Here is a 13,639-nt window from a genome sequence, read left to right on the forward strand (position 1 = left end):
CGGTGCTCAAAGATTACTTTCAAATAATTCACTTAAATGAATTACTGTCTGGTCACTCTTCAAGGCTTGATATTTTTTTGCACCCGAAGATGCTGAGATATCAATCCTGCGAGTGCCCACACAGATTGTCTGATAAATTGTTAAAGAGCGGTGCAATCAGCGGCTCAGCCTGCTGTTGCGAGGTGGCGTATATTACGCTTTCCTCTTTCAGAGTCAACCCCGAATTTCAGGATTTTTAACTCTCATCGCCGCCGTTACTCTGTGATGTTGTTCACATGTTCCGTGTCGATGGAGGCGCAGTATAGGGATTTTTCGGAACGTGACAAGCATAAAATAGAAAAAACTTATCGTTTGCTTATTTTCCAGGCAATAAGTCTGCGATTAACTATTTATCGCCTGGTTTTTAAGCAAAAACGAACCCAAAAGGGCTCGTTTTTGCTTTTTGGTGTATCACTGCACTGCAACAATATGACCGTCTTTTACTTCCAGCTTGACCATTTTCCCTGGAATCAGCTCGCCGGACAGGATTTGCTGAGCCAGCGGGTTCTCAATTTGCTGTTGAATCGCACGTTTCAGCGGCCGCGCCCCGTAAACCGGGTCGTAACCATTTTCGCTCAACAGCTTCAGTGCATCGTCGGAGATAGTAACTTCGTAGCCACGCTCTTCCAGACGTTTGTACAGACGCTGCAGCTGAATCTGCGCGATAGAAGCAATATGACGCTCACCCAGCGGGTGGAATACCACAACTTCATCTATACGGTTGAGGAACTCCGGACGGAAACTATGGCTGACAACGCCCAGCACCAAATCCTTCATATGCCCGTAGTCCAGTTCACCGAAACGTTCCTGAATCAAATCCGAGCCCAGGTTTGAAGTCATAATGACAACGGTGTTCCTGAAGTCGACCGTCCTGCCCTGCCCGTCGGTAAGACGACCATCATCCAGCACCTGCAGCAGAATATTAAAGACATCCGGATGCGCCTTCTCGACTTCATCAAGCAGGATCACAGAATAAGGACGACGACGAACCGCTTCTGTCAGATAGCCGCCCTCTTCATAGCCTACATAGCCCGGAGGCGCCCCAACCAGACGCGAGACCGAATGTTTTTCCATAAACTCGGACATATCGATACGCACCATCGCATCGTCGCTATCAAACATAAAGTTCGCCAGCGTTTTGCATAATTCGGTTTTACCAACCCCAGTCGGCCCAAGGAACAGGAACGAACCAATAGGTCGATTAGGATCGGACAACCCGGCACGGCTGCGGCGGATAGCATTCGAAACCGCTTCTACCGCTTCATCCTGGCCGATAACGCGCTGATGCAGGTCGTTCTCCATCCGCAGCAGTTTTTCACGCTCACCTTCGAGCATGCGGGCAACAGGGATCCCCGTCCAGCGCGCCAGCACGTCAGCGATTTCTACATCCGTTACTTTATTACGCAGCAGCCGCATGGTTTTGCCTTCGCTCTGGGTCGCAGTCTCAAGCTGCTTCTCAAGCTCAGGGATTTTCCCGTATTGCAGTTCGGACATACGCGCCAGATCGCCCACACGGCGAGCCTGCTCGATAGCAATTTTCGCCTGCTCCAGCTCGGCTTTAATTGTCTGCGTGCCAGAGAGCGACGCTTTTTCTGCTTTCCACTCTTCTTCCAGTACCGAATAGTCGCGCTCTTTCTGTTCTAACTCTTCATTAAGCATGCTGAGGCGTTTCTGGCTGGCTTCATCCGACTCTTTCTTCAGCGCCTGCTGTTCCAGCTTTAGCTGGATGATACGGCGATCGAGGCGGTCAAGCTCTTCCGGCTTCGAGTCTATTTGCATACGAATGCTGGAAGCGGCCTCATCAATAAGGTCGATGGCTTTATCCGGTAGCTGGCGGTCGGCAATGTAGCGATGAGATAGAGTCGCCGCCGCAACGATGGCCGGGTCAGTGATTTGCACATGGTGGTGCAGTTCGTAGCGTTCTTTCAGCCCACGTAAAATAGCGATGGTATCTTCAACGGAAGGTTCCGCCACGAATACTTTCTGAAAGCGGCGCTCAAGCGCTGCATCCTTCTCTATATATTGCCGATATTCATCAAGCGTGGTGGCACCCACACAGTGAAGCTCACCACGCGCCAGCGCTGGTTTGAGCATATTGCCCGCGTCCATTGCGCCGTCTGCTTTACCCGCGCCAACCATAGTATGCAGCTCATCAATAAACAGAATGACGTTGCCTTCCTGTTTTGAAAGATCGTTAAGCACGGCCTTCAGGCGCTCTTCAAATTCACCGCGATACTTCGCCCCGGCTACCAGCGCGCCCATATCCAGAGCCAGTACGCGACGGCCTTTCAGACCTTCCGGCACTTCACCATTAATAATGCGCTGCGCCAGACCTTCGACGATGGCTGTTTTACCCACGCCGGGCTCGCCGATAAGCACCGGGTTATTTTTGGTACGACGCTGCAATACCTGAATGGTGCGACGAATTTCTTCATCACGACCGATAACCGGATCCAGCTTGCCCTGTTCGGCTCGCTCGGTAAGGTCGACGGTATATTTCTTCAATGCCTGACGTTGGTCTTCAGCACTCTGATCGTTCACGCTTTCGCCTCCACGCATTTGCTCAATCGCAGATGTCACATTTGCCGTGGTGGCGCCGGCTGATTTCAGTAAGTCGGTTAATGTGCCGCGCGATTCAAGCGCAGCCAGAACAAAGAGTTCTGACGAGATAAAATTGTCGTTTCGTTTTTGTGCGAGCTTGTCGCAAAGATTAAGCACGCGCATCAAATCCTGCGAAGGCTGCACATCGCCACCGGTTCCTTCAACCTGCGGTAAGCGACTCAGCGCCTGCTCGATTGCCGTGCGTAGCTGCCCCGCGTTCACGCCAGCGGAGGTCAATAAAGGACGTACAGATCCTCCTTCCTGATTGAGCAGCGCGCTCATCAGGTGAAGAGGTTCGATGAATTGATTGTCGTGCCCGAGAGCCAAAGATTGGGCATCGGCGAGGGCAAGCTGGAATTTATTGGTAAGACGATCCAGACGCATAACTCCTCCCATATACAGGTCAAATTTGCTACTGGAGATTAAATGAGGTCATCCCTCAATTATTCAAGGTTAATGACCTGAAATAGGCAAGCGTTGAGTTACCCGTACTGGATCGTCTTGATTCTATAGGTTATATCAGCCAAACGAAACTTGCCATACGGCCGGTGATTCTGTCGCGGCGATATGAGAAGAAATCGCCTGTTTCGCTGTGAGTGCAGCGATTACCGCCGTAGACCTGTTTTATCCCTACATTTGCAAGACGCTGACGTGCAAGGCTGTAGATATCGGCATAATATTTTTCACCCACGGGGCGAAAAGCCGTATCTGCTTTTGCATCTTTAGCCATAAACGCTTCGCGAACTTCCGGTCCAACCTCGAATGCGCTCGGGCCGATGGCAGGCCCAAGCCAGGCTATAATGTTTTCCGGACGGTCTTTAAAGCAAGCGACCGTCTCTTCGAGAACGCCTTCGCATAATCCCCGCCATCCCGCATGTGCCGCAGCGACTTCGGTTCCGGCCTTATTACAGAATAGCACCGGTAAACAATCCGCGGTCATTACGGCACAAACCGTCCCCGGCGTATTGCTATAGCTGGCATCCGCCCGCTTTGAAGCGTAAGGTTCACCACCGAGTTGCAACACCGCCTTACCATGCACCTGCTCCAGCCAAACCGGTTTTGCAGGTAAGCCAGCCGCCGCATAAAACAGGCGACGGTTTTCTTCAACATGTTCAGGGACATCGCCGCAATGCGCGCCAAGATTGAGCGAATCATAGGGGAACTGGCTGACTCCGCCGATACGCGTCGAACTGCAGGCGCCGACGCCGTGCGGAACCGGCCATTCCGGGACTATCAGTTGCGGGGTAAGCGTTTTACTCATAGCCAGTCCATTTGGTCCTTATGGGCTTCAGTATCCACGCGCAGCGCTTCAATCAGTTCCACCATGTCCGGTGGAATCGGCGCATGCCATTCCATCAGCATGCCGCTAATCGGATGATAAAGACGCAGCATTGTCGCGTGCAGCGCCTGGCGGTCAAACTTACGCAGCACCGCTACAAACTCCTCGGACGCGCCTTTTGGCGGACGCGGACGGCCGCCGTATAGCTGATCGCCAACCAGTGGATGCGTGATATGGGCCATGTGAACGCGGATCTGGTGCGTACGGCCTGTTTCCAGACGTAAACGTAGACGAGTATGCACGCGGAAGTGTTCCATAATGCGGTAATGCGTTACCGCCGGTTTGCCCATCGGGTGGACGGACATATGTGTACGTTTGGTTGGGTGACGGCTGATAGGTTCTTCCACCGTGCCGCCCGCGGTCATGTGACCAATCGCGACCGCTTCGTATTCACGGGTGATTTCACGCAGCTGCAGCGATTCCACCAGCCGAGTTTGCGCGGGAACGGTCTTGGCCACCACCATCAAACCCGTGGTGTCTTTATCCAGACGGTGAACGATGCCCGCACGCGGCACATCGGCAATCGGTGGATAATAATGCAGCAATGCGTTTAGCACCGTGCCGTCCGGGTTGCCAGCGCCAGGGTGAACAACAAAGTCACGAGGCTTGTTGATGACCAGAATGTCATCATCTTCGTAGACAATATTGAGCGGGATATCCTGCGCTTCCCAGCGTACATCCTCTTCGATTTCGGCATTGATGGTGACGCTCTCACCACCCAACACTTTTTCTTTCGGTTTATCGCTGACTTTGCCATTGACCAGCACGCGCTGGTCAAGAATCCATTCTTTTATACGCGAACGTGAATAATCCGGGAACAATTCGGCCAAAGCCTGATCTAAGCGTTGACCGAGTTGAGATTCGGATACTGTTGCGTTGAGTTGTACTAGTTGTGCCATAGACAGCTTCTTCGTTAACGTTGGGTTTTACGGCAATGCCGTTTAATATAGTGTGCTATTGTAGCTGGTCTTCATCGGGAGCTGGAACTGTGAGCCTCCCGGAATAACATTCTGAGGAAAGTCAAAACGTCATGACGCGTATGAAATATCTGGTGGCAGCTGCCACGTTGAGCCTGGCTTTGGCTGGTTGCTCCAGTTCCAAGGATGAGGTTCCTGATAATCCACCTTCTGAGATCTATGCGACTGCTCAGCAAAAGTTGCAGGACGGTAACTTTAAAGCGGCGATAACGCAACTGGAAGCTCTGGATAACCGTTATCCGTTCGGGCCTTACTCGCAGCAAGTGCAGTTAGATCTGATTTACGCTTACTACAAAAACGCTGACCTGCCGCTGGCTCAGGCGGCGATTGATCGCTTTATGCGCCTCAATCCTACCCATCCAAATATCGACTACGTGCTTTATATGCGTGGTCTGACGGACATGGCGTTGGATAATAGCGCATTACAGGGGTTCTTCGGTGTTGATCGTTCCGATCGCGATCCGCAGCACGCGCGTGATGCCTTCAATGATTTCTCAAAACTGGTCCGCGGCTACCCAAACAGCCAGTACGTCACTGACGCTACCAGGCGTCTGGTGTTCCTGAAAGATCGTCTGGCTAAGTATGAGCTTTCCGTGGCGCAATACTACACCAAACGCGGCGCGTGGGTGGCAGTTGTTAATCGTGTCGAAGGCATGCTGCGTGATTACCCGGATACCCAGGCAACTCGTGACGGCTTAAAACTGATGGAAAATGCGTATCGCGAAATGCAAATGCCGGGTCAGGCGGACAAGGTGGCGAAAATTATCGCAGCCAACGGCAGCAATACCTGATTAGCGAACTCCGGAACGACAAAACGGCAGCCGCGGCTGCCGTTTTTATTGCCTGAAACGCAAAACTGAAACGGTTTAGCGTCAGGCCATCCCATCAAATATGAACGCTATTTTTGCGTTCCACAAGCAGTATCGATGGTTATCCTGTTCTGTCTCACAAAAAGGCTTCCTTGACAAAAAGTGACAAAATAACGTGATTTTGATCACACATTTTGACATTGAGCGAGGTATGCTGAAGTTACCAAGACGGGAAAGACAAGAGGTAACTTTATGACAATGAACATTACCAGCAAGCAAATGGAAATCACCCCAGCTATTCGCCAGCACGTCGCGGACCGTCTCACCAAACTGGACAAGTGGCAAACTCATCTCATTAATCCACACATAATCTTGTCCAAAGAACCCCAGGGTTTTGTGGCTGATGCCACCATAAGTACGCCGAACGGACAGCTCGTCGCGAGCGCCAGGCATGACGATATGTATACGGCCATCAACGAATTAATCAATAAACTGGAGCGGCAGTTAAATAAGGTGCAGCACAAAGGTGAAGCGCGCCGTGCCACAGGCTCAGTGAAAGATATTGCCTTCGCGGAAGAATCTGAAGAAGAGTAATTTTGACAGTGAATTCACATTAGCAACGCGCCTTCGGGCGCGTTTTTTATTGCTAACCAACCCTATGCTGGCAAAAACAACAAGCAGACCTTCTGTAGAAATAAACTGGAAAATCAATAAATTAATATTCAGCAATGTCATGACAAAAAAGGAAAAACCCCGCTTTCTCCTTCTTTGGCAGCTACCTTCAACGCGCCTCCGGGCGCGTTTTTTATTGACAGGGCGAAAACAGAGCGAGTAAGTTAACCCTCAGACTTGTCAGGAATCAGCCCATGAGACTTCTACCGTTTTTCTTCGCATTCTTTTTTACCTTCCCCTGACCGGGAGGCAATTCGTCGTGTGATAAAGAATGCGAAGACGAACAAACAGGCCTCCCAAAACGGGAGGCCTTTTTTATGGACATCGAAAAGGTAGCGTTATGAATGAGACAAACCCCTTGCTGGCTCTGCGCGATAAAATTAGCGCCCTGGATGTAAAGCTGCTGGCGCTGCTGGCGGAACGCCGCGGGCTTGCCGTAGAAGTGGGTAAGGCGAAGCTCGAGTCTCACCGCCCGGTACGCGACATTGACCGCGAGCGGGATTTGCTTGAGCGCCTGATTACGTTGGGTAAAACGCATCAACTGGATGCGCACTACATTACCCGTCTGTTCCAGCTCATCATCGAAGATTCGGTTCTGACCCAGCAGGCATTACTGCAACAACATCTGAATAAAACCAATCCGCACTCTGCCCGCATCGCTTTCCTCGGTCCTAAAGGTTCTTACTCTCACCTCGCTGCTCGCCAGTATGCCGCGCGCCATTTCGAGCAATTTATCGAAAGCGGCTGTGCCAAATTCCATGATATTTTCAATCAGGTAGAAACCGGCCAGGCCGATTACGCCGTGGTGCCAATTGAAAACACCAGCTCCGGCGCGATTAACGAGGTATACGATCTGCTCCAGCACACCAGCCTTTCAATCGTTGGTGAGATGACGGTACCTATCGACCACTGCGTACTGGTAAGCAGCACAACAGCGTTAGAAGAAATCGAAATAGTTTACAGCCATCCGCAGCCTTTCCAGCAGTGCAGCCAGTTCATTAACCGTTATCCGCACTGGAAGATTGAATATTGCGAAAGCACCTCCGCCGCGATGGAAAAAGTTGCTCAGGCCAATTCTCCCCGTGTCGCGGCCCTGGGTAGCGAAGCCGGCGGCGCGCTCTATGGCCTGCAGGTGCTTGAGCGTAACCTGGCAAATCAGTCGCAAAATATTACCCGCTTCGTCGTACTGGCGCGTAAAGCAATTGACGTTTCAGAGCAGGTTCCGGCCAAAACGACGCTGCTTATCGCGACAGGTCAGCAGGCTGGCGCGCTGGTTGAGGCCCTGCTGGTCCTGCGCAATCACAATCTGATTATGACAAAGCTTGAATCCCGCCCGATCAACGGCAATCCGTGGGAAGAGATGTTCTATCTGGATATTCAGGTCAACCTGAAAAATATGGAAATGCAAAAAGCTCTGCGAGAGCTGGGCGAGATTACCCGCTCGATGAAAGTGCTTGGCAGCTACCCGAGTGAGAATGTCGTGCCTGTCGATCCTGTCTGACGCTGCCCTAAGAAAGCCAGCCTGAGGCTGGCTTACCGGCTTTCTTTAAACTTCGGTTTTGTCAGGCCCGCAACGTTCACCTGCAGCGTGAAAATAGCCCCCGAAAGCGGACGTTCAGCGATTTCTGCTTCATCCATATTTTCCCGCGTAGTGGTGATAAACAGCGTTTTCATATCGTCGCCTCCAAAGCACACCATTGTCGGGCAACGTACTGGCAAAGCGTGTATCTCCAGGATTTCACCCTGCGGGGATAAGCGCGCGATGCGATAGCCATCGAACAATGCGGTCCAGTAGCAACCTTCCATATCTATGGCGGCACCATCAGGAATGCCCTCCCCCGGCGCAAATCGTTTGAATACCTGCCGTACGCCGGGCTCACCTCTCTCATCCAGCGGCGTGCGATAAATCACGCTGTTTGGCGTATCAGATGTGTACATCCACTTTTTGTCTTCGCTAAAAGCCAGACCGTTCGCGCCATGAATATCGTGCTGAATAATATGCGGCGTCAAATCATTATCAACGCGGCACAGCAGAGCACCGTTATAATCGCCCGGCCCCCAGAATGTTCCCGCATAAAAACGTCCTTCACGATCGGTACCGCCATCGTTAAAACGCGCAAGCTCGGGATTATTCGGGTTATCACAGATCTTTTGGGTGATAAGACCCGTTTGATTGGTAAGGTAGATCCCGCTGCGTAACGCTACGATAAAACCGCCGTTTTCACGAAAGGCAAAGCAGCCCACCTCTTCGGAAAACTGAATAACGTCATGCCTGGCGCTTACCGGGTGGTAGCGATGAATTTCGTTTTCAAGAATATCGGTCCAGTAAATGCTCTGTTCTTCTGCATTCCACGTTGGGCATTCGGGTAGGTGACCGGTGTAATCAAACAGGACTTGCGGCTGTGCCATCTCAGGTATCCTTATCGCAAAAAAAAGCCAGCGGGCTTTTCCACTGGCTTTGATTATAAAACCTTTTTACTGCTACTGGCGGTTATCATTTGCCTGACGTAACAAGGTGCGGCTTTCGCTCTGGAAACGCTGGGCGTAGTCCCCGAACCAGTGTTCAATTTTGCGGAAACTGTCGATAAACGCCTGCTTATCGCCATGCTCAAGCAGGCTAATCGCCTCGCCGAACCTTTTGTAGTAACGCTTGATCAGCGCCAGATTATTCTCCGACGACATGATGATATCGGCGTACAGTTGAGGATCCTGTGCAAACAGACGCCCGACCATCGCCAGCTCCAGCCGGTAAATGGGTGATGAAAGCGCCAGCAACTGCTCCAGTTGCACATTCTCTTCTGCCAGATGCAGACCATAGGCAAAAGTGGCAAAGTGGCGCAACGCCTGTATAAACGCCATATTCTGATCGTGCTCAACGGCACTGGAGCGATGTAAGCGCGCGCCCCAGACCTGTATCTGCTCCAGGAACCATTGATAGGCTTCCGGCTGGCGCCCATCGCAATAGACCACAACCTGTTTTGCCAGGCTGCCGCTATCCGGCCCAAACATGGGGTGTAGACCTAATACCGGCCCGTTGTGGGCAGCTAACATCGCCTGCAACGGCCCATTCTTCACTGAGGCGAGATCAACAAGCACGCAGTCTGCAGGCAGCGGCGGCAGTTGAGCAATAACCTCTTCGGTAAGATGGATCGGCACGCTGACAATCACCATGCCGGCATCGGCCATCATTTCAGCAGCCCGGGGCCAGTCTTCTTTTTCAAAGATGCGAACCTGGTAGCCAGAGAGCATGAGCATTTTTTCGAATAAACGCCCCATCTGGCCGCCACCGCCGACAATCACCACTGGCCGTAATGCCGGATAAAGCGTTTTGAACCCTTTATCGTTCTCGCTGGAATAGGACTCACGCATCACGCGACGCAGCACATCCTCAATGAGATCGGGAGGAACACCGAGCATTTCAGCTTCTTTACGGCGAGAGGCCAGCATTGTCGCTTCACGTTCGGGAACATAAATGGGTAAACCGTAGCGGCTTTTGACTTCGCCAACTTCCGCTACCAGTTCCAGACGGCGCGCCAGAAGATCCAGCAACGCCTTGTCTACCTCGTCGATTTGATCGCGTAACGCGGTCAATTCAGCAACCATAGTAAAACCTCTTATGCCTTACGCGCCGCAAGCGTACCGTGCAGATCTTTATGAATCTCACGCAGCAGGCCTTCCGTTGTTTCCCAGCTGATGCAGGCATCGGTGACGGAAACGCCATATTTCATTGCGCTGCGTGGCTGCTCAGACGATTGATTGCCCTCATGGATATTACTTTCAATCATCAGACCAATAATCGAACGGTTACCATCTTTAATCTGCGCGATGGCGGATTCAGCCACGCCCGGCTGGCGGCGGTAATCTTTGTTGGAATTGCCATGGCTGCAATCTATCATCAAGGCCGGACGCAGTCCCGCTTGTTCCATCTCTTTTTCGCACTGGGCAACGTCAGCCGGACTGTAGTTTGGCGCTTTACCGCCGCGCAGAATCACGTGACCGTCCGGATTGCCCTGGGTTTGCAGCAGGCAAACCTGCCCCGCCTGGTTGATGCCGACGAAACGGTGCGGCATCGCAGCCGCGCGCATCGCGTTAATTGCCGTACCCAGGCTCCCGTCAGTCCCGTTTTTAAAGCCAACCGGCATTGAAAGACCTGAAGCCATTTCACGGTGAGTCTGGGACTCGGTAGTACGGGCGCCAATTGCCGACCAGCTAAACAGATCGCCCAGGTATTGCGGGCTGTTCGGATCGAGCGCTTCAGTCGCCAGCGGCAAGCCCATGCTGACCAGTTCCACCAGCAGATTGCGCGCTATTTTCAGACCCGCTTCCACATCAAACGAGCCATCCATGTGCGGATCGTTAATCAGCCCTTTCCAACCCACGGTAGTACGTGGTTTCTCAAAATAGACGCGCATGACGAGGTACAGACTATCGCTGACTTGTGCAGAAAGTTCTTTAAAACGACGAGCGTATTCAATGGCGGTTTCCGGATCGTGGATCGAGCAAGGTCCACAAACCACCAGCAGACGAGGATCGCGGCCGGCGATAATGTCCGAAATCGTCTGGCGTGACTGTTCGATCTGTGCCGTCTGTGCGGCGGTGAGCGGGAACTCGGCTTTAAGCTGATCCGGAGTGATTAATACCTGTTCGTCAGAAATATGAACGTTATTCAGCGCGTCTTTTTGCATGATGGCGGTCCTGTTTGGCTCGTTTGCGATAGTCGTTTCCTCAGTGAGGAAGCAATACCTTACCATGCATAGTAAAGATTGCAATCCATATTACGTAAATAATACGTTACACTGACGAGTTATATGGCGCTTAATAGGCGATCACCCATAAATTTCGTAAAGTTATTTTTACACAACCGCTAGTTACATAGTCTGGTAACGGGCCGGTTAAACCAGCGCAGCTATGAGCTACTCCGCATAAACGCCCGCGATGAGTTTTCGATGACCTTCGCTCAGGCGCTAAGGGAAACATTCCCGGCCTCGCTTGCTATTAATAACCAGGTTGTTAAAGCCAGATGCGTAGACGTTTACGGCACGGCGGTGTTTTTTACGGAATATTCTGATGACCGCTTATCGCTTAAGATTAATTGCCAAATTATTTACTTCTTTTAACAATTTACTGCGCCAAATTTTCGGCCTCTATCTTTTTTGATCTATGCTTAACAGGGTATGGATAAATAACTTTATAAGTTTATGTCAGCTATTCCTGTTATTTATTAGGCATTTATTTAAGTAGCAATATGTCCGGGTAAAATATGTCAAATAAAAGTGACACCGAAAAAGAGCTGGCCACGACCAAAGACACCGTATCCCTTGCAGAGGAGCGTGTTGAGCTGGGCACAAAGAAAGTTATCGACCGACGCGTACGCATCACGCGCTCCACGCGGGCCGACCAGAAGCTGATTGAGACGGAACTGACGCACGAAGATGCGATAATTAAACGCGTCTTAAAAAACGAAGCGGTAAAACCCGAAAATATCCCTCAGGTTCGCCAGGAAGGTGACGTCACAATAATCCCTGTTATCGAAGAGCGTGTTGAAATAGTTAAATATTACGTTCTCACCGAAGAAATTCACGTTATTAAAAATCTCAGGAAAGAGACTCATCAGGAAAATATCACTTTGCGATCGCAGGAAATTAATATTTCAACGGAAGATGAATGACAACCTTTTAGACTTATCAAGAGGAACATTAGATATGGCACACGAAAAAATCGTTACGGCTTTCACCCAACCTCAGCAGGCAGAAGTTGCTAAAGAGAAACTCATTGCGGAAGGTATCTCGGGGGATGACATCGATATTATTTCGGGCGAAAGGTTACGCGTTGAAGATAAAGAAATTCGTCACCCCAGTTTCTGGCAGCGTTTGTTTGGCGATGATGTTGATGATGATTATGCGTCAGAGTACAACAAAGCCATTCGCGCTGGCGGAGTGCTGTTAATTGCCCGCGTTGATAAAGATGATGCAGACAGAATCGAAACGCTGCTGGATAACTGTGCCAGTGATTACGCGACAGGTAGCGGCGTTGGCGATGATGTCTATGGTAAAAATTTCCTTGGGGAAACCGATGATGTCGCGTCCCGCCCCATCGGACAGGACATCGCCACCGACCCGACATTAAGGGATGAAGATGTCGTGGCTAAAACGCTTCCCGGCGACGCTGACTACGTAAGTGGGCGTACCGCCTCTGCGGATATCGCAGGAGGCGTGACAGACGATGTTCAGACTAACCAGGCTTACAGAGAGAGCGATAACCGTGAAACCCTGACGCTGGCCGAAGAAGAGATTGACGTAGGCAAGCGCCGGGTCAGCGACGGTAAAGTCCGTCTGCGCCGTTATACGGTTGAGGATGAAGTAGCGGAAGATATCTCGCTTACCGAACAGCACGCCGATGTGTTCCGTTCCGCCCTTAACGAACCGGCCTATCTTAACGATGTGGACTGGTCAGAGAAGACGCTTGAAGTTGAAGAGTCGCATGAAGTGCCTACGGTGAATAAAACCGCTCATGTGCGTGAAGAAGTAGGTCTGCGCACTGAAACCACGGCGCGTGACGAAACGGTTAAAGATACGGTTCGCCGTCAGGAAGTTGAAGTGGATAAAGACGGCGTTGAAAGCGATCTGAACAAATCGAAATTCCCACCAAAAGAGTAATGTTCCGTTGGTGTATTAGTGATTAATACGCTAAATGGCCTGCTGTGGGCACCAGAAACAAAAAAGGGGTTAGCATATTGCTAACCCCTTGTTTCACTTTAACTTTTGGATGTCGCGTTAGCGATATCTTAGTTAAGACGCTCTTTGATACGAGCAGACTTACCAGTACGCTCACGCAGGTAGTACAGTTTAGCTTTACGAACGGCACCACGACGTTTAACGGTAATGCTGTCGATTACCGGGGAGTGAGTCTGGAATACGCGCTCAACACCTTCGCCGTTGGAAATTTTACGAACAGTGAATGCAGAGTGCAGACCGCGGTTACGGATAGCGATAACCACGCCCTCAAATGCCTGCAGACGTTTTTTAGAACCTTCAACGACCCATACTTTCACTTCCACGGAGTCGCCCGGACGGAAGGAAGGTACATCCTGTTTCATCTGTTCTTGTTCAATTTGCTTAATAATGTTGCTCATAATTTAATCTCTTATCCTGGGTAAACTGATGTTTCCCCTGCATATTTGAAGCTGTATCCGCGCTGACTGC

At 51.1% G+C, this 13,639-nt stretch carries 14 protein-coding genes and 1 other annotated feature; of the genes, 7 read left to right on the forward strand and 7 right to left on the reverse strand.

From position 1 onward, the window contains the following. On the forward strand, positions 1 to 239 hold a 239-nt coding region (locus E2L00_RS21650), incomplete at its 5' end, for a hypothetical protein (protein ID WP_236127747.1). A 211-nt stretch (positions 240 to 450) separates the two neighbouring features. On the opposite strand, the gene clpB is transcribed toward E2L00_RS21650, so the two are convergent. The 3 genes from clpB to rluD all read right to left on the reverse strand — a co-directional run bounded on the left by clpB (position 451) and on the right by rluD (position 4,878). After that, complete coding sequence (clpB, locus tag E2L00_RS13315) at positions 451 to 3,024, reverse strand: ATP-dependent chaperone ClpB (protein ID WP_167612395.1); 2,574 nt, start codon at positions 3,022 to 3,024, stop codon at positions 451 to 453. A 130-nt stretch (positions 3,025 to 3,154) separates the two neighbouring features. Further along, positions 3,155 to 3,901, reverse strand: a complete 747-nt coding sequence (yfiH, locus tag E2L00_RS13320; protein ID WP_167612398.1) for a purine nucleoside phosphorylase YfiH — start codon at positions 3,899 to 3,901, stop codon at positions 3,155 to 3,157. After that, the gene (rluD, locus tag E2L00_RS13325) at positions 3,898 to 4,878 is read right to left on the reverse strand and encodes a 23S rRNA pseudouridine(1911/1915/1917) synthase RluD (protein ID WP_167612401.1); all 981 of its coding nucleotides are present in this window, start codon (positions 4,876 to 4,878) and stop codon (positions 3,898 to 3,900) included. The genes yfiH and rluD overlap by 4 nt, the downstream gene beginning before the upstream one ends. A 131-nt stretch (positions 4,879 to 5,009) precedes the next feature. Between rluD and bamD the strand changes: the two genes are divergently transcribed. From bamD to pheA, 4 genes are all read left to right on the forward strand, one after another. Beyond that, positions 5,010 to 5,747 carry an outer membrane protein assembly factor BamD gene (gene bamD / locus E2L00_RS13330; protein WP_167612405.1) on the forward strand — a complete coding sequence of 246 codons (738 nt, stop codon included), beginning with the start codon at positions 5,010 to 5,012 and terminating at the stop codon, positions 5,745 to 5,747. A 270-nt stretch (positions 5,748 to 6,017) separates the two neighbouring features. Next, positions 6,018 to 6,359 (forward strand): ribosome-associated translation inhibitor RaiA, encoded by a 342-nt coding sequence (raiA, locus tag E2L00_RS13335; RefSeq protein ID WP_167612408.1) that lies wholly within the window; start codon positions 6,018 to 6,020, stop codon positions 6,357 to 6,359. A gap of 271 nt (positions 6,360 to 6,630) precedes the next feature. Then, positions 6,631 to 6,756, forward strand: a sequence feature (Phe leader region). Beyond that, a complete protein-coding gene (gene pheL / locus E2L00_RS21420) occupies positions 6,632 to 6,679 on the forward strand; it encodes a pheA operon leader peptide PheL (protein WP_201279432.1) in 48 nt (15 codons plus the stop codon). It overlaps the preceding feature by 48 nt. 21 nt (positions 6,757 to 6,777) lie before the next feature. Beyond that, on the forward strand, positions 6,778 to 7,938 hold the full coding sequence (pheA, locus tag E2L00_RS13340) for a bifunctional chorismate mutase/prephenate dehydratase (RefSeq protein WP_167612411.1): 1,161 nt from the start codon (positions 6,778 to 6,780) through the stop codon (positions 7,936 to 7,938). A 32-nt stretch (positions 7,939 to 7,970) separates the two neighbouring features. Here the strand turns inward: pheA and E2L00_RS13345 are convergent, their stop codons facing one another. From E2L00_RS13345 to aroF, 3 genes are all read right to left on the reverse strand, one after another. After that, a complete protein-coding gene (locus tag E2L00_RS13345) occupies positions 7,971 to 8,846 on the reverse strand; it encodes an SMP-30/gluconolactonase/LRE family protein (protein WP_201279426.1) in 876 nt (291 codons plus the stop codon). 72 nt (positions 8,847 to 8,918) lie between these two features. Next, on the reverse strand, positions 8,919 to 10,040 hold the full coding sequence (tyrA, locus tag E2L00_RS13350) for a bifunctional chorismate mutase/prephenate dehydrogenase (RefSeq protein ID WP_167612414.1): 1,122 nt from the start codon (positions 10,038 to 10,040) through the stop codon (positions 8,919 to 8,921). A gap of 11 nt (positions 10,041 to 10,051) precedes the next feature. Further along, positions 10,052 to 11,122: a 3-deoxy-7-phosphoheptulonate synthase AroF gene (gene aroF / locus E2L00_RS13355; RefSeq protein ID WP_167612417.1), complete on the reverse strand. Its 1,071-nt coding sequence runs from the start codon at positions 11,120 to 11,122 to the stop codon at positions 10,052 to 10,054. A gap of 575 nt (positions 11,123 to 11,697) precedes the next feature. Between aroF and E2L00_RS13360 the strand changes: the two genes are divergently transcribed. Both E2L00_RS13360 and E2L00_RS13365 read left to right on the forward strand, forming a co-directional pair. Then, on the forward strand, positions 11,698 to 12,105 hold the full coding sequence (locus E2L00_RS13360) for a DUF2382 domain-containing protein (protein WP_167612420.1): 408 nt from the start codon (positions 11,698 to 11,700) through the stop codon (positions 12,103 to 12,105). A 34-nt stretch (positions 12,106 to 12,139) separates the two neighbouring features. Further along, entirely contained in the window at positions 12,140 to 13,093 is a 954-nt protein-coding gene (locus tag E2L00_RS13365) for a YsnF/AvaK domain-containing protein (protein WP_167612423.1), read from the forward strand. Positions 13,094 to 13,221: 128 nt separating this feature from the next. On the opposite strand, the gene rplS is transcribed toward E2L00_RS13365, so the two are convergent. Continuing rightward, the gene (gene rplS, locus E2L00_RS13370; protein WP_031374778.1) at positions 13,222 to 13,569 is read right to left on the reverse strand and encodes a 50S ribosomal protein L19; all 348 of its coding nucleotides are present in this window, start codon (positions 13,567 to 13,569) and stop codon (positions 13,222 to 13,224) included. Positions 13,570 to 13,639: the final 70 nt, after the last annotated feature.

Origin of the sequence: Cedecea colo (genome assembly GCF_011808225.1) — a bacterium.
In the GTDB taxonomy this organism is placed as follows: domain Bacteria; phylum Pseudomonadota; class Gammaproteobacteria; order Enterobacterales; family Enterobacteriaceae; genus Dryocola; species Dryocola colo.

Excerpts from the sequence above, each read along its gene's own strand:
- pheA (WP_167612411.1), top strand. The coding sequence starts at position 6,778 with ATGAATGAGACAAACCCCTTGCTGGCTCTGCGCGATAAAATTAGCGCC.
- E2L00_RS13360 (WP_167612420.1), top strand. The coding sequence starts at position 11,698 with ATGTCAAATAAAAGTGACACCGAAAAAGAGCTGGCCACGACCAAAGAC.
- rluD (WP_167612401.1), bottom strand. The coding sequence starts at position 4,878 with ATGGCACAACTAGTACAACTCAACGCAACAGTATCCGAATCTCAACTC.
- yfiH (WP_167612398.1), bottom strand. The coding sequence starts at position 3,901 with ATGAGTAAAACGCTTACCCCGCAACTGATAGTCCCGGAATGGCCGGTT.
- bamD (WP_167612405.1), top strand. The coding sequence starts at position 5,010 with ATGACGCGTATGAAATATCTGGTGGCAGCTGCCACGTTGAGCCTGGCT.
- tyrA (WP_167612414.1), bottom strand. The coding sequence starts at position 10,040 with ATGGTTGCTGAATTGACCGCGTTACGCGATCAAATCGACGAGGTAGAC.
- E2L00_RS13345 (WP_201279426.1), bottom strand. The coding sequence starts at position 8,846 with ATGGCACAGCCGCAAGTCCTGTTTGATTACACCGGTCACCTACCCGAA.
- E2L00_RS13365 (WP_167612423.1), top strand. The coding sequence starts at position 12,140 with ATGGCACACGAAAAAATCGTTACGGCTTTCACCCAACCTCAGCAGGCA.
- raiA (WP_167612408.1), top strand. The coding sequence starts at position 6,018 with ATGACAATGAACATTACCAGCAAGCAAATGGAAATCACCCCAGCTATT.
- rplS (WP_031374778.1), bottom strand. The coding sequence starts at position 13,569 with ATGAGCAACATTATTAAGCAAATTGAACAAGAACAGATGAAACAGGAT.
- clpB (WP_167612395.1), bottom strand. The coding sequence starts at position 3,024 with ATGCGTCTGGATCGTCTTACCAATAAATTCCAGCTTGCCCTCGCCGAT.
- aroF (WP_167612417.1), bottom strand. The coding sequence starts at position 11,122 with ATGCAAAAAGACGCGCTGAATAACGTTCATATTTCTGACGAACAGGTA.